The organism is Mesorhizobium sp. M0615 (assembly GCF_040320805.1).
Taxonomy (GTDB): Bacteria; Pseudomonadota; Alphaproteobacteria; order Rhizobiales; family Rhizobiaceae; genus Mesorhizobium.
In genome coordinates, this window is the sequence record NZ_JAMYQI010000003.1 from 65,369 (window position 1) to 84,961 (window position 19,593).

At 64.2% G+C, this 19,593-nt stretch carries 18 protein-coding genes and 1 tRNA gene; 5 read left to right on the plus strand and 14 right to left on the minus strand.

The features are described from left to right. Positions 1–90: 90 nt before the first annotated feature. The 4 genes from NKI46_RS05425 to aroA form a co-directional block, all read right to left on the minus strand. Positions 91–906: an MOSC domain-containing protein gene (locus NKI46_RS05425; protein ID WP_023826652.1), complete on the minus strand. Its 816-nt coding sequence runs from the start codon at positions 904–906 to the stop codon at positions 91–93. A gap of 248 nt (positions 907–1,154) precedes the next feature. Then, on the minus strand, positions 1,155–2,852 hold the full coding sequence (gene rpsA, locus NKI46_RS05430) for a 30S ribosomal protein S1 (RefSeq protein WP_023671316.1): 1,698 nt from the start codon (positions 2,850–2,852) through the stop codon (positions 1,155–1,157). A 204-nt stretch (positions 2,853–3,056) separates the two neighbouring features. Next, positions 3,057–3,707: a (d)CMP kinase gene (gene cmk, locus NKI46_RS05435; RefSeq protein WP_352745503.1), complete on the minus strand. Its 651-nt coding sequence runs from the start codon at positions 3,705–3,707 to the stop codon at positions 3,057–3,059. A 249-nt stretch (positions 3,708–3,956) separates the two neighbouring features. Then, a complete protein-coding gene (aroA, locus tag NKI46_RS05440) occupies positions 3,957–5,315 on the minus strand; it encodes a 3-phosphoshikimate 1-carboxyvinyltransferase (RefSeq protein ID WP_352745214.1) in 1,359 nt (452 codons plus the stop codon). A 206-nt stretch (positions 5,316–5,521) separates the two neighbouring features. Here aroA and NKI46_RS05445 point away from each other — a divergent pair, with 206 nt between their 5' ends. The 3 genes from NKI46_RS05445 to NKI46_RS05455 all read left to right on the plus strand — a co-directional run bounded on the left by NKI46_RS05445 (position 5,522) and on the right by NKI46_RS05455 (position 6,655). After that, entirely contained in the window at positions 5,522–5,914 is a 393-nt protein-coding gene (locus NKI46_RS05445) for a TIGR02300 family protein (RefSeq protein WP_023683538.1), read from the plus strand. 173 nt (positions 5,915–6,087) lie between these two features. Next, positions 6,088–6,163: transfer RNA gene (locus tag NKI46_RS05450), tRNA-Ala, on the plus strand. Positions 6,164–6,265: 102 nt separating this feature from the next. Then, on the plus strand, positions 6,266–6,655 hold the full coding sequence (locus NKI46_RS05455; RefSeq protein WP_023683541.1) for a hypothetical protein: 390 nt from the start codon (positions 6,266–6,268) through the stop codon (positions 6,653–6,655). 50 nt (positions 6,656–6,705) lie between these two features. Here the strand turns inward: NKI46_RS05455 and NKI46_RS05460 are convergent, their stop codons facing one another. Genes NKI46_RS05460 through msuE form a run of 5 tightly spaced genes read right to left on the minus strand, consistent with a single transcriptional unit; the run spans position 6,706 to position 11,399 of the window. Next, on the minus strand, positions 6,706–7,470 hold the full coding sequence (locus NKI46_RS05460; RefSeq protein WP_023683542.1) for an ABC transporter ATP-binding protein: 765 nt from the start codon (positions 7,468–7,470) through the stop codon (positions 6,706–6,708). 24 nt (positions 7,471–7,494) lie between these two features. After that, positions 7,495–8,493 (minus strand): ABC transporter substrate-binding protein, encoded by a 999-nt coding sequence (locus NKI46_RS05465; RefSeq protein ID WP_352745218.1) that lies wholly within the window; start codon positions 8,491–8,493, stop codon positions 7,495–7,497. Positions 8,494–8,533: 40 nt separating this feature from the next. Then, on the minus strand, positions 8,534–9,382 hold the full coding sequence (locus tag NKI46_RS05470) for an ABC transporter permease (protein ID WP_023695916.1): 849 nt from the start codon (positions 9,380–9,382) through the stop codon (positions 8,534–8,536). A 24-nt stretch (positions 9,383–9,406) separates the two neighbouring features. Then, positions 9,407–10,783 carry an LLM class flavin-dependent oxidoreductase gene (locus tag NKI46_RS05475; RefSeq protein ID WP_023683544.1) on the minus strand — a complete coding sequence of 459 codons (1,377 nt, stop codon included), beginning with the start codon at positions 10,781–10,783 and terminating at the stop codon, positions 9,407–9,409. A 58-nt stretch (positions 10,784–10,841) separates the two neighbouring features. After that, a complete protein-coding gene (gene msuE / locus NKI46_RS05480; protein WP_023683545.1) occupies positions 10,842–11,399 on the minus strand; it encodes an FMN reductase in 558 nt (185 codons plus the stop codon). Positions 11,400–11,459: 60 nt separating this feature from the next. On the opposite strand from msuE, the gene NKI46_RS05485 reads away from it, so the two are divergent. Both NKI46_RS05485 and NKI46_RS05490 read left to right on the plus strand, forming a co-directional pair. Beyond that, positions 11,460–11,657 carry a hypothetical protein gene (locus NKI46_RS05485; RefSeq protein ID WP_155923261.1) on the plus strand — a complete coding sequence of 66 codons (198 nt, stop codon included), beginning with the start codon at positions 11,460–11,462 and terminating at the stop codon, positions 11,655–11,657. 82 nt (positions 11,658–11,739) lie between these two features. Beyond that, complete coding sequence (locus NKI46_RS05490; RefSeq protein ID WP_023745836.1) at positions 11,740–12,759, plus strand: LLM class flavin-dependent oxidoreductase; 1,020 nt, start codon at positions 11,740–11,742, stop codon at positions 12,757–12,759. Positions 12,760–12,840: 81 nt separating this feature from the next. Here NKI46_RS05490 and NKI46_RS05495 read toward each other — a convergent pair whose 3' ends face one another. The 5 genes from NKI46_RS05495 to NKI46_RS05515 form a co-directional block, all read right to left on the minus strand. Next, entirely contained in the window at positions 12,841–13,686 is an 846-nt protein-coding gene (locus NKI46_RS05495) for a fumarylacetoacetate hydrolase family protein (protein WP_023752475.1), read from the minus strand. A gap of 146 nt (positions 13,687–13,832) precedes the next feature. Further along, a complete protein-coding gene (locus NKI46_RS05500; protein WP_023739679.1) occupies positions 13,833–14,564 on the minus strand; it encodes an SDR family oxidoreductase in 732 nt (243 codons plus the stop codon). Positions 14,565–14,855: 291 nt separating this feature from the next. Further along, on the minus strand, positions 14,856–17,228 hold the full coding sequence (locus NKI46_RS05505) for an aldehyde dehydrogenase family protein (RefSeq protein WP_352745221.1): 2,373 nt from the start codon (positions 17,226–17,228) through the stop codon (positions 14,856–14,858). A 226-nt stretch (positions 17,229–17,454) separates the two neighbouring features. Next, positions 17,455–18,504, minus strand: a complete 1,050-nt coding sequence (gene deoC / locus NKI46_RS05510) for a deoxyribose-phosphate aldolase (protein ID WP_023739681.1) — start codon at positions 18,502–18,504, stop codon at positions 17,455–17,457. A 218-nt stretch (positions 18,505–18,722) separates the two neighbouring features. Beyond that, entirely contained in the window at positions 18,723–19,550 is an 828-nt protein-coding gene (locus NKI46_RS05515; protein WP_023683551.1) for a ferredoxin--NADP reductase, read from the minus strand. Positions 19,551–19,593: the final 43 nt, after the last annotated feature.

Sequence of the window (19,593 nt, forward strand, 5' to 3'; positions counted from 1 at the left end):
ACCTCGCCTGATCTACAGCGGAGGTTGGCCATTCAATCATGGCGACCGCCGACGCCTCCACGGCATTAGACTAGAAGGCCTGCGACTACGTCAGGTTCGAGACCCCACTTCCACGACCTCGACTGCGTCGCCGATGGCGATCGTGCCGGCGTTGTTGGGAATGGCATTCTGGCCGAAAATGATGCCGCCCTTGGCGGAGCGGTGGAGTTTGCCAAGCGTCTGCAACGGCTCGCGCGGGTCCGGCTGCTCGCCGCTCAACGGATCTCGGGTGGTGATGACGCAGCGCGAGCAGGGCTTTGCGATGCGCAACTCGACAGCGCCGATGCCGATCGTCTTCCAGCTGTCTTCGAGCCATGCGCCGTCTGCGTCGACGACGATGTTTGGCCGGAACCGCGCCATCTCGATTGGCCTGGCAAGATGGCTGTTCAGATGGTTCAGCGAGCCTGTCGTGGCGATCAGCAGCGGAAAACCGTCGGCAAAGCCGACGAAATCGCCGGGCTGGCCGAATTTCGCATCGACCGGCCGGTTTTGCGGATCGTCGAAATAGACGAGATCGACAGGCCGGCCAAGAATAGCCGAGAGATAGGCGCCGGCGGCCGGATCGCCCGGCCGCGCGGCAACCATATCCTTCCAGATCTTGACTTGCCGGAGCGCGGTGCCGGGAGCCGGTGCCTCGACGAAGTGCGAGCCATGCCTGTCATGTTTCAACAGGATGCCCGTTCCGCGATGCTCGACGTCGATCGTCGTCATATCAGGTATCTGGCGAATGGTGAGGAACTGCCCATCCTTGTCGACGACCATCCAGCGGCGGTCGCCTTCCATGCCCATTGTCTCGATGTCGGCGCTCGGCACGGCATGGCCGCGCAGGCTCTTGACCGGATAGCGATAGAGTTCGACGACCTTCATCGCGCATGCTTCTCCGTTGCCCGAAGGGCCGGACTTCCGTGTTTACGTCTGCAACGACAGCCGAGCCTACAGCCGCGCATGCGGAATTGAAGGGGTTCCGCCGTCTTTGTCTTGTGCCAACCGCGTCGCCGAGCATGAAAAAACCCGCGAGCCTTGCGGCCCGCGGGTCTTCTTGTTCAAGCCGCGCGTGAGGCGCAGCCGAGGTTTACGCTTGCGCGAAGCGGCTTACGCGCTGCGCGCGAAGCGGCTTAGCTGCCCTGCTTCTTCAGCGCGGCGCCAAGGATGTCGCCCAGCGAAGCGCCGGAGTCGGTAGAGCCGTACTGTGCGACGGCTTCCTTCTCTTCCGCGATTTCCAGCGCCTTGATCGAGACCTGCAGCTTGCGGGTCTTCTTGTCGAAGGCGATGACGCGGGCGTCCAGCTTCTGGCCGACCGAGAAGCGCTCGGGGCGCTGCTCGTCACGGTCACGGCTGAGGTCGTTGCGCTTGATGAAGGTCTCGATGCCGCTGTCGACCAGCCGCACTTCCAGACCGCCATCCTTGATGCCGGTGACTTCGCAGGTGACCACCGCGTTCTTGCGCAGTTCGCCTGAAGTCGCGGCTTCGCCGACCGTATCCTTGGCCAGTTGCTTGATGCCGAGCGAGATGCGCTCCTTGTCGATGTCGACGTCGAGCACCTGCGCCTTGACCATGTCGCCGCGATTGTACTCTTCGATGACCTGCTCGCCCGGACGGGTCCAGTCGAGGTCCGAGAGGTGCACCATGCCGTCCACGTCGCCTTCAAGGCCGATGAACAGGCCGAACTCGGTCTTGTTCTTGACCTCGCCCTCGACCTGGCTGCCGACCGGATGGCTCGCGGCGAAAGCCTGCCACGGGTTTTCCAGCGTCTGCTTGAGGCCGAGCGAGATGCGGCGCTTAGCCGGATCGACCTCGAGCACGACAACGTCGACTTCCTGCGTCGTCGACAGGATCTTGCCGGGATGCACGTTCTTCTTGGTCCACGACATTTCCGAAACGTGGATGAGGCCTTCGATGCCCGGCTCCAGCTCGACGAACGCGCCGTAGTCGGTGATGTTGGTGACGGTACCCTTGATCTTCTTGCCGATCGGGAACTTGGTGCCGATCTCGGACCACGGATCGCTCTCGAGCTGCTTCATGCCGAGCGAGATACGGTGGGTTTCCTGGTTGATGCGGATGATCTGCACCTTGACCGTCTGACCGATGTTGAGGATTTCGGTCGGATGGTTGACGCGGCGCCATGCCATGTCGGTGACATGCAGCAGGCCGTCGATGCCGCCGAGGTCGACGAACGCACCGTAATCGGTGATGTTCTTGACGACGCCTTCGACAACCTGGCCTTCTTCGAGGTTCTGCACGATTTCCGAACGCTGTTCGGCGCGGCTTTCCTCGAGCACGGTGCGGCGCGACACAACGATGTTGCCGCGGCGGCGATCCATCTTGAGGATCTCGAAGGGCTGCGGGTTGTGCATCAGCGGGGAGACGTCGCGGATCGGGCGGATATCGACCTGGCTGCGCGGCAGGAACGCCACGGCGCCGTCGAGGTCGACGGTGAAGCCGCCCTTGACCTGGTTGAAGATGACGCCTTCGACGCGCTCACCCTTGGTGAACTTCTCCTCGAGCTTGACCCAGCTCTCTTCGCGGCGGGCTTTGTCGCGCGACAGGACGGCTTCGCCCAGCGCGTTTTCGATGCGCTCGACCATGACCTCGACCGTGTCGCCGACCTTGAGCGTCGAGTCCTTGCCCTTGACGCCGAATTCCTTCAGCGGCACGCGGCCTTCGACCTTGAGGCCGACATCGATGATGGCCATGTCTTTTTCGATCGCCAGGATCGTGCCCTTGACGACCTGACCTTCGCCGGAGTGACCGGTGGTAAATGATTCTTCGAGCAGGCTCGCGAAATCGTCGCGAGTGGGATTTGCAGCTGACATATTTTCTCCTGGAGTGCCCCGCATCTTAAGCGGGACGGGCGCCGTGGGTTAGCGTTGCGTTGGCCTGCCGGCGTTCCGGGCTACAAAAGCCCTGGGCCGCCTAAGCGGCAATTCCGGCGCATGAAGAATGCTGGCAGGCTGGTTCGTGCCCGATATGGGTATTTTCTTCGCTTCCGGCAATCGGTGGAGCGGGAAAACCCTGGATCAGGCTTTGTCTCTCTTGGCCAGGGCGTCGTCGATGATCGCTTTGGCCGCTAGAAACGCGGCCTCTATAGCCATTTCGGAGGTATCAAGCAAGTGCGCGTCCGCCGCCGGCTTCAGCGGCGAGTCGGCGCGGCCCATGTCGCGCTCGTCGCGGCGCACGATATCGGCGAGAATCTCGGTGAAATCGGCGGTGCCGCCGATGCTTTCGATTTCGGCCAGCCGGCGCTGCGCGCGCACCTGCGCGCTCGCCGTCACATAGAGTTTTATGTCGGCATCGGGGCACACGACTGTGCCGATATCGCGCCCGTCGAGCACCGCGCCCGGCGGCGTCCTGGCGAAATCGCGCTGCTTCTCGACGAGGATGCGCCGCACCGTCGGATAAACGGCGACTTTCGACGCAGCCTCGCCAACCGCATGCGCCGACAGCACGGCACGGTCGAGCTTTGCCAGATCGACCTGGCGTGCGGCGGTTTCGGCCGCCGAGACATTGTCGAGCGGCAGCGCATACTGAAGCAGCGCATAGGCGACGGCGCGGTAGGTCAGGCCGGTGTCGAGCAGATTGAGGCGGTAGTGGTCGGCGAGCCGCCGGGCCAGCGTGCCTTTGCCTGCGCCGGCGGGGCCGTCGATGGCGATGGTGAAGGTTGGGGTCATTGTAGGGCCGACGAGAGACGCGATGAACACGACAAGCGCCGCGATCCTTCCCACCCCCCTCTGTCCTGCCGGACATCTCCCCCGCAAGGGGGGAGATTGGCGGCTTTGGCGCTCCGCTCAATTTTGCAACGTTGGTGATTGGCGAAAGCCAAGAAGATAGCTGATCTCCCCCCTTGCGGGGGAGATGTCCGGCAGGACAGAGGGGGGTGCTGTCCCGCAAGCGTTCCAGTTCGGCTCAAGCCCATCAACCTACCCGATCTCCGCGCCCAGCCCCGTCATCAGCCCCATGAACTCCGGGAAGCTCGTCGCGATCATTGCGGCGTCGTCGATGGTCACCGGCTTTTCCGTTGCCAGCCCCATTACCAGGAAGCTCATGGCGATACGATGGTCGAGATGCGTCTGCACCGTCGTGTCCTGGCCATTGGGATGGCCGCCCAGCCCCTTGCCGCCGGGCTTTCCGCGCACCGCGAGCGAAGCTTCGCCTTCGGTGCAGTCGACGCCGTTGAGCTTCAGCCCATTGGCAACCGCTGCCAGTCGGTCGGATTCCTTCACCCGCAACTCTTCCAGCCCCTGCATAAGCGTCTCGCCCTCGGCGAAGCTCGCAGCAACAGCCAGCACCGGGTATTCGTCGATCATAGACGGCGCCCGCTCGGGCGGCACGGTGACGCCCTTGAGCTCGGAGTAGCGCACGCGCAGATCGGCGACATCCTCGCCGCCGGCATTGCGCGGGTTCAAGATGTCGATCTGGCCGCCCATTTCCTGCAGCGTTAAAAGCAGCCCGGTGCGGGTCGGGTTCATCAGCACGTTCTCGATGACGATGTCCGAACCCGGCACGATCAGCGCCGCGACCAGCGGGAAGCCGGCCGAGGAGGGGTCGCCGGGCACGGCGATGGTCTGCCCCGTCAATTTGCCCTGGCCCTCGATGAAGATGTGGCGCACGCCGCGCTCGTCGGTCTCGACCGAGAGATTGGCGCCAAATCCCCTAAGCATCTTTTCGGTATGATCGCGCGTCATCACCGGCTCGATCACGTTGGTGATGCCGGGCGTGTTTAGGCCTGCCAGCAGCACGGCCGACTTCACCTGCGCCGAGGCCATCGGCACGCGGTAGGTAATGGGTGCGGCGTGTTTCGGCCCATGCAGCGTGATCGGCATGCGGTCGCCCGGCGTCGCCTTCAGCACCTGCACGCCCATTTGGCGCAAGGGTTCGAGCACGCGGCCCATCGGCCGTCCCGACAGCGATGCGTCGCCGATGAAGGTCGTTTCCATGTCGTAAGTGCCGACGAGGCCCATTGTGAGGCGGGAGCCGGTGCCGGCATTGCCGAAATCGAGCGGGCCTTCCGGCTGCAGCAGCGCGCCATTTCCGGTGCCGCGGACCACCCACTCGGCGCCGCGCTTCTCGATATGCGCGCCCATCGCCTTCATGGCGGCCGCCGTGCGCATCACATCCTCGCCTTCGAGCAGGCCGGTGACGCGGGTTTCGCCGGAGGCAAGGCCGCCGAACATCATGGAACGGTGCGAAATCGACTTGTCGCCCGGCACGCGAGCGGTGCCGGAAAGGGCGGATGATTTGCGGGCGGTGGCCGGCTTGGCAGCGGCGGCGTGAGACATGGAATTTCCCTGGACGGAATGCCGGCGCACCGGCGCTTTTCATTTGTTGCGGCGGTCTCGTATCACGGCGGGCACGAATGGTCATCCCCATGGTCGTCGCTTGGCGCGAGGCCTTTCAGTGCTTGGTTTTGTGACGCCGGCTTTTCGCTTTGACAGCGCGGTAAACTGTGGTTAAGGGGACCACTCTTTTACTGACGAGGCTTGACGTGGCAAAAAACGAACTTGGCACAAAGCGTGTCGACCCTGAAACGGGCCGAAAATTCTACGACCTGAACAAGGACCCTATCGTCTCGCCCTATACGGGCAAGACGTATCCGCGTTCCTATTTCGAGGACGGCAAGATCGCCGCCCTCGAAGAGGAAGAGGAAGTGGCCGAGAAGGAAGTGGACGCCGAGGAAGAAGAAGGCGTTGAAGTCGTCTCGCTTGAAGAGGCCGACGAAGACGTCAAGGCCGGCGACGAGCTTCCCGATCTGGGCGACGACGAGGACGATGTCGATCTAGGCGACGATGAGGACGATACTTTCCTTGCCGACGAAGAGGAAGAAGACGACGACGTCGCCGACATGATCGGCGTCGGCGACGACGACGACGAAGTCTAAGAACGCTTCGAACGCATGCATTTAGCGGCGTTCACGAGCTATGACGAAAAAGCGGCCCTCGAAGGCTTGATCTTCAGGGAAGGCGGGGTTAGAAGCCGCCTGCACTAATCGGCGCGGTCCTGAAACCCGCGCCGGACCTCTCGCCGGCAACGGCGACGGCTGACTGCCGGAGTGGGGCCATAGCTCAGTTGGGAGAGCGCTTGAATGGCATTCAAGAGGTCGTCGGTTCGATCCCGATTGGCTCCACCAAACAGTCTTTTTCCGACGCTCGGTTTCGCGGCATTCGTGCTTGTCGCCTGCCAGTCGGCGCCTGAACCATCATCGCCGCCGGCAGCGCCCGCACCTCAGCCCATGGCGCCTGCCGCGATCTCTGCTCCTGATGGTGCGGCGGTCCTCGATCCATCCGTGCGGGTCATGCCGCCCGGCGAAGGCGTCCCGGCCAAATATGTCGCGTTTTCCGGCATATGGGGCGGACAGCTGGACGGGATGTATGACGGCAAGCTCGCCGTGCTGACGATTACGCGCGGCGGCAATGTCACCGCCACCTATGCCTGGGGCGATGTCGCCGACAACAAACCGGGCGTGGCCGATGGCGAAGGCAAGATTTTCGGCAACACGTTGAAACTGCGGCGCCTTCCCAATGGCGCGGACGTCAGCGCGGTCATTCAGGCGGACGGAACGCTGGCCGTCACCTATGGGCTTGCCGACCGAACCTATACGGGCACGTTCACCAAGCAATAATCGCGAGAGCTAATCTTCCGGGGGAGCCACGGCTGGCAACCTTCCCTTGATCAGTGCAATCCGAATTCGCGCAGCAATTCTTCACGGTAGCGCACGAAGCGGCTCTCGCTGCGCTCGCGCGGGCGTGGCAGGTCGATGTCGATCAACCGCGCCGCGCCGCCTTTCTCCTTGGGCAGGATCAGCACCCGGTCAGCCAGATAGATCGCCTCCTCCAGATCGTGGGTGACCATCACCATGGTGACGTTCTCCTCGCTCCAGATGCGCGCCAGTTCCTCCTGCATGCCGATCTTGGTCATGGCGTCCAGCGCCCCCAGCGGCTCGTCGAGCAGAAGGATTTCGGGCTGCACGGTGAGCGCCCGGGCGATGCCGACGCGCTGCGCCATGCCGCCGGAAAGCTGGCTCGGAAAAGCATCGGCGAATTCGGCAAGGCCGACCAGGGCGACGTAGAAGCGGGCGCGTTCCTCGGCCTGCCTCTTGGGAACACCGCGCACTTCGAGGCCGAAGGCGACATTGCCGAGCACGCTCAGCCACGGCAGCAGCCGCGGCTCCTGGAAGATCACGGCACGCTCGGCGCCGACGCCATGCACCGGCTGGCCGTCGATCGCGACACCGCCGCTGTCGGCCGCCTCCAGCCCGGCCAGAATACGCAGCAGCGTGGTCTTGCCGGAGCCGCTGGCGCCGACAATGACCAGGCATTCCCCCGAACGAATGTCGAGGTTGAGCGTCCGCAGCACGGCAAGCTGGCGCCCGCCGAGGCTGAAGGATTTGGACAGGTCGCGGATCGAGACCTCCCCGCCGCGGTTGGAACCGGTCATCTCATCTCTCAGCTATTTCAGAGCTCAGTTGATCTTGGTTTCGCCGGGCCGGTACAGAATGTCGGCGGCTTTCAGCTTGCCCTTGGCCAGACGGCCGTCGCGCTCCAGCACGGCGACCCAGAAGTCGACGTCGCGGTCGGTCGCCTGCGCACCTTCGCGCAGACCAAAGCCGGTCCAGTAGCGGGCGAGATCGCCGTTTTCACCGCGCTTGTCGAGGATAGTGGCCAGCACCTTGCGGGCTTCGTCCGGGTTCTGGCGCGACCAGTCCGAGGCGCGCGCCGACTGTTCGACGAAGTTGCGCGCCGCATCCGGGTTGGCGGCAATGAAGTCGCGCCTGAGTACGACGAAGCCGCCGGCGAGTTCGCCGAGCACCTGCGTGTCGTCGAACACGCCGCGCACGCCGCCATTGGCGACCAGCGCGCCGGCAAAGGTCGCCTGCCAGTAGCCGAGGCCGGCAATGTCGACCTGGCGCGAGCGCAGCGTCTGCTCAAGCTGCGGGCCGGGCACGACAATGAGGTTGGCGGCGGTCGGCGGCAGGCCGACGCTGTGCAGGGCCTCACGCACCGTATAGTCGAGATGAGCGCCGAGCGTGTTGACCGAGATGGTCTTGCCGGCAATGTCGGCGATCGATTTGATCGGGCTGTCTTCCAGCACGTAGAAGACGCTCTTCACATCCTTGTTGATGCCGTTGCTCGGATACGCCGCGACGAAGTCGTTGCCGCCCGAGATCGAGTTGATCACCGCTGCGGTGGCGGCCGAGCCGATGTCGACGCTGCCGGAAGACAGCGCAAACAGCGATTCCGGTCCACCCGAGGAATAGCCGACATTCTCCAGCTCGACGCCGAGCCCTTTGAAGTAGCCGAGCTCGTCGGCCAGCTCATGCGGGGAGATGCTGCCACGGCTGGCGAGGTAGCGGAACTTGACGGCTGCGGCTTGCGCAAAGGCCAGGCGCGGCAGGCCGGCGGCGATGAGGCCGGCGGCAAGCGGCCCGCCGGCAAGCAGCGAACGGCGGGTGATTTTCATGATCGGGTCCTTGTGAGGTAAACGGTGAGGGGCGGACTGCTCAGTTGACAGGATTGCTCCAGCGACAGAGCCGCCGCTGCAGGGTGACCAATGCCTGGTTGGCGATCAGGCCAAGCCCGGCGAGGATGACGATTGCCGCAAACATCAGCGGGATCTGGAAATTGTACTGCGCGTTCATCACCTGGAAACCGATGCCCTTGTTGGCACCGATCATCTCGGACGCGATCAGCAGCAGCAGCGCCGTGGTGGCGCTCAGCCGCAAGCCGACGAAGATCGACGGCACGGCGCCCGGCAGTACGACGCGGCGAAACACGGTGAGCCGGCTCGCACCATAGACGCGCGCCATTTCAAGCAGCTTGGGATCGACTTCCTTGACGCCGCTGGTGGTATTGAGCAGCAGCGGAAACAGCGTCGCCCAGAAGATGACGAAGATCTTCGAGGTCTCGCCAAGTCCCAAGAGCAGGATGAACACCGGGTAGAGCGCCAGTGCAGAGGTCTGCCGGAACACCTGCAGGATCGGATCGAGCGCGGTTTCGACCGGGCGCACCTGGCCCATGAACAGGCCGAGCGGAATGGCGACGGCGACGGCTGCGGCAAAGGCGATGCCGGCGCGCTGCAGGCTGATGGCGATGTCGCCGAGCAGGCTGCCGCCGGCAAGCCCCTTCCAGAGCGCTTCGACGATCATGTCGATCGGCGGCAGCACCGCCGCGTTGACCCATCCGACGCTGCTCGCCACCTGCCAAAGCGCCAGGAAGCCGGCAAGCACGCCGTAGCGCTTCAGGAAGCGAACAGCAGCCCGGCCGCCGAGGCGCAGAAAGTCGGTGCCGAGCCCGGTTTCGCCACCACCGCGGCGAACCGTGATTTGCCGATCGATGTGCTGCAACGTCATTGCTTCACCCCTTCGATGCCAAGGTCATTCGGCGGCAAGGACGGTCGAGCGGGCGACGGTCCATGGATTTTCCGGGCGCCTGAGGCCGAGATTCTCGCGCAGCGTGCGGCCTTCGTAAGCCGTGCGGAACAGGCCGCGCCGCTGCAGCTCGGGAATGACCAGGTCGACGAAATCGTCGAGCGCGCCGGGCAGCCAGGGCGGCAGGATGTTGAAGCCGTCGGCCGCCTCGCTGGTGAACCATTCCTCCAGCTGATCGGCGACCTGCGTGACGCTGCCGACGATGGTGTAGTGGCCGCGCGCCGTCGCTACCCATTGGTAAAGCTGGCGGATGCTGAAATTGTGCTCGTCGGCAATCTGCCGGATCAGCGCCTGGCGGCTCTTCATGCCTTCGGTTTCCTTGCTCGGCGGCAACGGGCCGTCGAGCGGATAGCCCCTGATGTCGAGCGTCTGGCCGGCAAGACCGTTGAGGAGCGCAACACCGTCCTCGGGCAGGATAAGGTCGTTGAGCTGTTGGTATTTGGCGCGGGCCTCGTCCTCGGTGCGGCCGACGAAGGGCGCGACGCCCGGCATGATCAGCACCTGGTCGGGATCGCGGCCGACTTCAGCCACGCGCGCCTTGATGTCTCGATAGAATTCCTGCGCCGTCTCGAGCTTCTGATGGGCGGTGAAGATGACCTCGGCCGAGTGCGCGGCAAGCCCGCGTCCGTCTTCCGACTGCCCGGCTTGTACGACAACCGGATGCCCCTGCACCGGGCGCGGCACGTTGAGCGGACCCTTGACGCTGAAATGCTCGCCCTTGTGGTCGATGTCGTGCAATCTGTCCTTGTCGTAGAAACGGCCCGACTGCTTGTCGCGGATGAAGGCGTCATCCTCCCAGCTGTCCCACAGCGCCTTGACCGTCTCGACATGCTCATGCGCCCTGGCATAGCGCTCGGCATGGCTGGGCTGGACGTCGCGGTTGAAATTGCGTGCCGTTTCGTCGCCGGCCGAGGTCACCACGTTCCAGCCGGCGCGGCCGTTCGACAACAGGTCGAGCGAAGCGAATTTGCGCGCCAGCGTGTAAGGCTCCTCATAAGTGGTGGACGCCGTTGCGATGAAGCCGAGATGCGTCGTCAGCGGCGCCAGCGCCGCAAACAGCGTCACCGGCTCGAAACCGGCGATCTTGGCATTGCCGCCCTCGCGGGCGCCGAGGCCGACGGTCAGGTTGTCGGCCAGGAAATAGGCGTCGAACAGGCCGCGCTCGGCGGTCAGCGCCAGTTGCTTGTGGAACTCGAAATTGGTGGCCCCGTCGGCCGGCGCATCGGGATGACGCCAGGCGGCGATATGCTGCCCGCCGCCGGGCAGGAAAGCGCCGAGCTTGATCTGCCGCGGCCTGCTATCGGACTTGCTGGCTCGAGTCATTTGCAGGCGTCCTTCTGGTCTATGCGGGATGGAATGTTGCGTCGCGGATCGTTGGTTTTCAGGCGGCAAGGACGACGCTGTAGGGCACGCCGGCCACCCGGCATGCCTCGGCGACCGCCTGCCGGGCTCGCGCCTTGACTGCCTCTGACACCAGCACGCCATCTGCAAAGTCCTTGTCCGAGGCGTAGATCGCGGTCGGCAGGGTCTGCGCCTCGAAGAAGCCGAACAACGGCCGCAACTGGTGTTCGACGACTAGCGAATGACGCTCGCCGCCGCCTGTTGCCGCCAGGATGATCGGCTTGCCGCGCAGCGACGACGGGTCGAGCAGGTCGAAGAAGTGCTTGAACAGCCCGGTGTAGCTGCCCTTGAAGGTCGGGGAGCCGACCACCAGCACGTCGGCGCCGAGCAGCTGCTCGATAATACCGCGCGCCGCCGGATCGAGATCGCCAAGCTGTCTTGCAGGCGCAAAGGACGGGCCGAGATCCTCGATGTCGAAAACGCTCAAAGCCGAGCCGGCCCGGCTCGCCACCTCACCGGCGATGTGGCTGACGAATGCCTTCGTCTTGGACGGACGGGTCAGGTTGCCGGACAACCCCACCACCAGCTTTTTTGACATCCGAGGCTCCTTCTCGCAGACGCACTATCCGCATTAAGCCTACCGATTTTGTAGAATTAAATGAGCGAGAAGATTTCAAAACCGGGCTCTGAAGCGAATGGAGTTTGCGGTACATCGCCTTTGGTTGGTTCATTTGGCCCCAAAAGCGCCGCGGCAGATGCTGACGCGGTCGCGCAAGGCATCGCCGGGGACCATGGCCTTGGTCCTTTGCGCACCGATGGGTATCGTTGCGAAACCGTCAAGGGCCGGCGGCATTGACACTGCGTTGTGTGAGTGTCGATTGAACCCGATCGCGTGGGCGACGAAGTAGGCAACTGGAATCAAAGAACAGGATGCGCGCATGAAGAAGATCGGCTTTCTTTCCTTCGGCCATTGGTCGCCCTCGTCGCAATCGCAGACGCGCTCGGCGTCCGACGCGCTGCTGCAGTCGATCGACCTGGCCGTCGCCGCCGAGGAGCTGGGCGCGGACGGCGCCTATTTCCGCGTCCATCATTTTGCCCGCCAGCTCGCTTCGCCGTTTCCGCTTCTGGCCGCGGTCGGCGCCCGCACCAGCCGCATCGAGATCGGCACCGCCGTCATCGACATGCGCTATGAGAATCCGCTGTATATGGCCGAGGATGCGGGTGCTGCCGACCTGATCGCCGGTGGCCGGCTGCAGCTTGGCATCAGCCGCGGTTCGCCGGAGCAGGTGATCGACGGCTGGCGCTACTTCGGCTACGTGCCGCAGGACGGCAAAAGCGATGCCGACATGGCGCGCAACCATGCCGAGGTGTTTCTGGACGTGCTGCGCGGCGAAGGTTTCGCGCAACCCAATCCGCGGCCGATGTTCCCCAATCCTCCGGGAATGCTGCGGCTCGAGCCGTTCTCGGCCGGCCTGCGCGACCGGATCTGGTGGGGCGCCGCTACCAACGCGACCGCCGAATGGGCGGGCAAGCTCGGCATGAACCTGCAAAGTTCGACGCTGAAGTTCGATGAGGGCGGCCAGCCGCTCCACATCCAGCAGGCCGAACAGATCCGCGCCTATCGCGCGGCGTGGAAGGCGGCCGACCACACACGCGAGCCGCGCGTGTCGGTCAGCCGCAGCATCTTTGCGCTGGTGAACGACCGCGACCGCGCCTATTTCGGCGGCGGCAGCAGCGAAGATCATTTCGGCTATATCGAGCCTGAGAAGCTTGCCGTCTTCGGCCGCTCCTATGCCGCCGAGCCCGATGTGCTGATCGATCAGCTGAAAGAGGACGAAGCGATCGCCGAGGCCGACACGCTGCTTCTGACCGTCCCCAACCAGCTTGGCGTCGAGTACAACGCCCACGTCATCGAGGCGATCCTGAAGCACGTCGCGCCGGCTCTGGGCTGGCGCTGACAAGAGGCGCCAGCCGCCCGGCAAACAAAGAGATAGACCGTTTCGCCGGCAAACGGTGAAACGCTCTAAGGGCAGAGGCGGCTAGGCATCCGCCTTGAAGGTCTGCTTCTGCTGGCCGAGCCCCTCGATGCCCAGTTCCACCACATCGCCGGGCTTCAGGAACACCGGCGGCTTCATGCCGAGACCGACGCCGGGCGGGGTGCCGGTGGAGATGATGTCGCCAGGATGCAGCGACATGAACTGGCTGAGATAGGAAACGAGATAGGCGACGCCGTAGACCATGGTCCTGGTCGAGCCGTTCTGCATCGTCTTGCCGTTGACCGTCAGCCACATTTTGAGGTTCTGCGGATCGGCAACCTCGTCCTTGGTGACAAGCCACGGCCCGGTCGGACCGAACGTGTCGCAGCTCTTGCCCTTGGTCCACTGGCCCTGGCGCTCGGCCTGGAAGGCTCGCTCGGACACGTCATGGGCAACGGCATAGCCGGCGACATAATCCAGCGCATCGGCCTCGCTGACATATTTGGCTTTTCTGCCGATGACCACGGCGAGTTCAACCTCCCAGTCGGTCTTTTCCGAGCCGCGCGGGATCAGCACATCATCGTCGGGGCCGACAATGGCCGAACTCGCCTTCATGAAGATGATCGGCTCCGGCGGCACGGTGGCGCCGGTTTCGGCGGCATGATCGGAATAATTCAGGCCGATGCAGATGAATTTTCCTGTGCCGGCAACGCAGGCGCCAAGCCTCGGGCTTCCGGGTACGGCCGGCAGCGACTTCGGGTCGAGCTTCGATAGCGCATCGAGCGACGCCGGATCGAGCGCCTTGCCGGCAATGTCGGCGACATGACCCGAAAGATCGCGGATCGTGCCATCCGCATCGAGCAGGCCGGGGCGTTCGCTCCCTATCTCGCCATAGCGCAGCAGTTTCATCTTGCTCTCCAAATTGCGGCCCAAGGCCGTTTTCAAAACTCGTTCCGCCAAGCGATGACTGGGTGGACTCTGGCTATCGGACCCGACCTAGGGCAAGCCGGACTTTAGAACTGTTCGAGCCTGGACCTGCGGATCGAGGCTATTGCTCAGATCGACCAGCCGCCGTCGATATTATAGGCCTGGCCTGAGGTGTACGTGGCGCCGGCGAGGTAAACCGCAAGGTCGGCGATTTCCTCGGGGGTGCCGAGACGGCCCATCGGCTGGCGGGCGATGAAGGCCGCCCGGGCGGCGTCATAGTCGCCCTGCGCATGCATGCGGTCCTGCAGCGACGGGCTTTCGACTGTGCCGGGGCAGATGGCGTTGCAGCGAATGCCCTTGGCGACATAGTCGGCGGCGACCGCCTTGGTCAGGCCGATCACGGCCGCCTTGGTGACGCCGTAGGCGAACCGGTTGGGCACACCCTTGCCGGCGCCGGCGACGGACGACATGTTGATGATCGAGCCATCGCCGCGCTCCAGCATGCCGGGCAGTACGGCCCGAATGGTGCGGATCATGGCGCGGACATTGAGGTTGAAGGCGAAATCGAGATCGGCGTCCTTCATCTCGAGGATAGACCCGGAATGGACGAAGCCGGCGCAGTTGAACAGCACGTCGACGCAGCCGATTTCGGCGAAGCCGGATGCCACCGCATCGTCGTTGAGAACGTCGAGCTTGCGGGTCTTGATGCCGGAGGTCTTGGCGAGTTCGGCCAGCAGCGCCTCGTTGATGTCGGTGGCGTGCACGATGGCACCTGCCTTGGCGAAGGCCAATGCGCTCGCTCTGCCGATGCCTTGTGCCGCCGCGGTGACGACAACGACCTTGCCTGCTAGATCCGCCATGCGTTTCTCCTCGCCCTCTTTGGCCACTGCTCGGCCCGATTTACTGCCGGCTGACTGGGGCGTCCCGTGCCAGACAGGCGCGACTATGCGGCCTGCACAATCCATCAGTCCTTAAATAACAAATGTTTTTTCTGGTTAAAGAACACATGTCCAAGCGTCAAGCCCGAACGCGATCACCTTCGCGACGGCCGATGTAATACACATCGCTTGCTCTGATGCAACAACATGTATGACAACCGGACAACGAGTCACGCTGCCATTGTTTACTCAAGCACAGCGCGCTCAGGGGCATTAGTCGCCGTATGGCACCCAGACGTTCTTCACTTCGACGGCGCGGCGCAGCAGGGCATCGCCGGCGGCCTCGTCGGAGGCCCAGTCGAGGCTGCGGCCGTTGCCGGTCCAGACGCGCTTGAGATTGCCGACGGAATCGGCCTCCGCTTTGGCGCAGGTGTCGGCATCGGCGAACAACCACAACCCGTCGACGTCGTCATGCTTGGCCAGCACGCCGGCAAGCTCCGCCGTGCGGCCGGTGACGATGTTGATGGCGCCGGCCGGAACGTCGGAATATTCGATCACCTGGTAGAGATCGGTGGCAAGCAGCGGGTATTTTTCCGACGGCACGGCCACCACGGTATTGCCCATGGCAAGCGCAGGTGCGGTCAGGGAGATGAAGCCGAGCAGCGGCGCGCTGTCCGGGGCGACGATGCCGACGACGCCGACCGGCTCGTGCAGCGCCAGCGTGACGGCGCGGGCCGGTGGCTGATGCACCCTGCCCTCGAACTTGTCGGCAAGGCCGGCATAGAGGAAGAGCCGCTCGATGGACTGTTCTACTTCCTCCCGCGCGGCCTTGGCGTTGGCGCCGGTCAGTTCGGTGAGGCGGGCGGCGAACTCGCCGGTGCGGCCGGACAGGTTTTCGGCAAGATAATAGAGCACCTGGGAACGATTGTAGGCGGTCGCCTCCGGCCACGCCTTGCAGGCGCGGGCGGCGGCAACGGCGTCGCGGATGTCCTTGCGGCTGCCGAGACCGACTTCGCCGGCGAGCTTGCCCTTGGCAGTGGCTATCGCCAGCGAATAATTGCCGTCGGGCCGCACCTGCTTGCCGCCGATGAACAGCTTTGCGGTACGATCGATGGCGCCGCCATCCGATTGCTCGACGGGCTGCGCCGAAGACGCCGTCGGCTTGATCACCGGGCCGAGCGGCAGCTTTGCCGAGAGATACTCGAACATGCCCTCGCGCCCGCCCTCGCGGCCAAAGCCGCTTTCGCGATAGCCGCCGAAGCCGCAGGCGGCGTCGAACATGTTGGTGCCGTTGACCCAGACGACGCCGGCCTTCAGCTGCGGCGCGACATGCAGCGCGAGGTTGATGTTTTCGCTCCACACCGAGGCGGCCAGCCCATAGCGCGTGTTGTTGGCGAGTTCGATCGCTTCCTCGGTGTTGCGGAAGGTCATGGTGGCCAGAACCGGGCCGAACACCTCTTCCTGCGCCAATATATTTGCCGGCGAAACACCCGTGGCGAGCGTCGGCAGATGGTAGTAGCCGGAAGACGGCAGCACCGCGTCGGGCTGCCAGCAGACGGCGCCCTGTCTGGCGCCTTCTGCGACCAGGCCCTTGACGCGGTCCAGCTGGATGGCGTCGACCAGCGGGCCGATATCGGTGTTCTTGTCGAGCGGGCTGCCGACGCGAAGCCGGCTCATCCTGACCTTGACCTTGGCGATCAAGGCATCGGCAATGCCTTCCTGCACCAGAAGCCGTGACCCGGCGCAGCAGACCTGGCCCTGGTTGAACCAGATGCCGTCGACCAGTCCTTCGACGGCGCTGTCGAGATCGGCGTCCTCGAAGACGATGAAGGCCGACTTGCCGCCGAGTTCCAGAGACAGTTTCTTGCCCGATCCGGCCGTGGCTTTCCTGATGATCTTGCCGACTTCCGAGGAGCCGGTGAAGGCGATCTTCTGGACGCCGGGATGGTTGACGATGGCGACGCCCGCTTCAGGTCCACCCTGGACGATGTTGACGACTCCCTTCGGCACGCCGGCGCGCTCGCAGATTTCGGCGAACAGGATGGCGGTGAGCGGCGTGAACTCGGCCGGCTTCAGCACCACCGTGCAGCCGGCGGCGAGCGCCGGCGCGATCTTCCAGGCCAACATCAGCAGCGGGAAATTCCACGGAATGATCTGGCCGACGACACCGACGCCCTTGTGGCCGGGGAAATCCTTGTCTAGAGCCTGCGCCCAGCCGGCGTGATGGATGAAATGGCGGATGGCCAGCGGCACGTCGATGTCGCGGCTTTCGCGGATCGGCTTGCCATTGTCGATTGACTCAAGCACTGCGAACAGGCGCTGATGACGCTGCATCGCGCGGCCGATGGCGTAAAGCACCTTGGCGCGCTGGTAGCCGGAGGACGCCGACCATTTCGGCAACGCCTTGGTGGCTGCGGCAACGGCTGCGTCGATATCGGCGGCGCCGGCATCGGAGATCTTGGCCAGCAGCTTGCCGGATGAGGGTTCGCTGGTCTCGAAGGTCTTGCCGCCGCCTGCTGCCTTCCAGCCGCCGTCGATGAACAGCGCCTTGCCGAAATCGCGTCCGGCAAGCCAGGCATCGGCCTCGGTGCGGGCTTCCGGCGCCGGGCCGTATTCCATGGCGTGATAGCGTTCGAGAATGTTCATGACGCGCTCCAGATAATCGTCTTGGCAGGCGCTCTGTGGCGCCCCCCTCTGTCCTGCCGGACATCTCCCCCACAAGGAGGGAGATTAGCCTTCGCGCCTGTCGGCTCTGAAACGTCGACAATTGGCGAAATCGCCGACGTTAGCCAATCTCCCCCCAAGTGGGGGAGATGTCCGGCAGGACAGAGGGAGGGGCGAAGGAACACGACGTTCAAGGCCTTCATCCGCCTCACGCCATTGCGTGGCGGTGATTGGCCGAATAATGCCCGGTCAGATGGTGCTCGAGCTGGCGCTCGATGTCGGTGAGGAGGCTCGAGGCGCCGAAGCGGAACAGGTCTGGCTCCAGCCATGGCCGGCCGAGCTCCTCCTTCATCAGCACCAGCCAGTCGAGCGAAGCCTTGGCTGTAGAGATGCCGCCGGCCGGCTTGAAGCCGATGAGAAAGCCGGTCTCCTCGAAATAGGCTCGGATGGCGCGCACCATGGCAAGGCCGACGGGCAGCGTGGCGTTGACGCTTTCCTTGCCGGTCGAGGTCTTGATGAAATCGGCGCCGGCCATCATCGCCACCATCGAGGCCAGCATGACATTGCGCAGCGTGGCGAGGTCGCCGGTGCCGAGAATGACCTTGAGATGCGCATCGCCGCAGGCTTCGCGCATCGAGACGATCTCGTTGTAGAGCTCCTGCCACTTGGCGCCGAAGACCAGGCCGCGCGGGATGACGACGTCGATCTCGTCGGCGCCGTCGCGCACCGATGCCTCGATCTCCTGCAGGCGGGTCGACAGCGGCGCAAGGCCGTGCGGGAAAGCGGTGGAGACGGCGGCGACATGGATGCCGGTGCCGCGCACGGCATCAACAGTCGTCGCGACGAATGGATGATAGACGCAGACCGCCGCCGGGCGGATTTTTTCGCCCTCGATGCCAAGCCCCTCGACGATGTCGCGGCGGAACGGGTTGATCGCCTTGGCGCACAGGCGGCGCACGCGCTCTTCGGTGTCGTTGGAATTCAGCGTCGTCAAATCCATGCAGGAGACCGCGCGCAGCAGCCATGCGGCCTGGTTGTCAGCCTTGATCGAGCGCCGCTTTGTGAGGCTGGCGACCCTGCGTTCCAGCGCCGAGCGGTTGACCGAGCGCACCGATTCCATGAAGCCGAGATCGAGCCGCATGCCGGTGTTGCGGGCGATGCCATGCGATTGCGGCACGGGCGTGTTGGCGGCCGCACGTGCCGGCAGCGGCGTGACCTTGGACGCGCCGAGATCGGCTTCGCGGATTGTGCTGCTCATCTCCTGCCCTTTCGCTCGACGATTTTACGTCGTGGTGCGTGTCGTTGCTCCCGGACCGCATCACGGTTTTTAGGCGACGCACACCGAAGATAGCCCGTGAAGCATCGCTTCACGAGTCCTTCAAGCGGTCATAGCGGAAAAAGGCGGCGAAAGCAGCTGAATCTGACCGCATGGTCAAAATTCCAATCGAGAAGCAGGCGCCGAAGCGCCGGCTGATGTCAGCCGACGAAAGCGCGCTCGACGACGAAGGTCGAGGGATGGCTGAGCGAGCCCTCATGGAAGCCGAGGCTTTCGGCCATTTCCTTGACGTCCTTCAGCATATGCATCGAGCCGCAGATCATGATGCGGTCCGTCTCCGGATTGAGCTTCTCGATGCCGAGGTCGGCGTAGAATTTGCCGGAGCCGATCAGCGCCGTGATGCGGCCCATGCGCGCCGATTCTTCGCGGGTCGTTGAGTTGTAGAGCGTGACCCGGCCGCCGGTAAGTTCGCCGATCAGCGGATCGTTCTCGAGCGCCGCCACCAGCTCCTGGCCATAGGTCAGTTCGGCATTGTCGCGGCAGGTGTGGGTCAGGATGACCTGATCGAATTTTTCGTAGGTATCGGGGTCGCGCAGAAGGCTGGCGAAGGGCGCAATGCCGGTGCCGGTCGAGATCATGAACAGGCGCTTTGCCGGGGTCAGCGCGTCGACGACCAGCGTGCCGGTCGACTTCTGGCGCATGATGACGGTGTCGCCAACCTGGATCTTCTGCAGCTCGGAAGTCAGCGGGCCGTCCGGCACCTTGATCGAGAAGAATTCCAGCTCTTCGTCCCAGGCCGGGCTGGCGACCGAATAGGCGCGGTACACCGGCTTTTCGGCATTGGGCAGCCCGATCATGACGAACTCGCCGGAGCGGAAGCGCAGCGACTGCGGACGGGTGATGCGGAACGAGAACAGGCGGTCGGTGTAATGCTTCACCGAGACGACGGTTTCGGCATAGACATTGGCCGGAATCGGAAACTGCAGCGGACGGGCGCCGGCTGTGTTGAGTGCGGATGTGGTGTTCATCAAATCCAACTCTGTCTTGCCCACGCCTGTGCGGGCGCCAAAC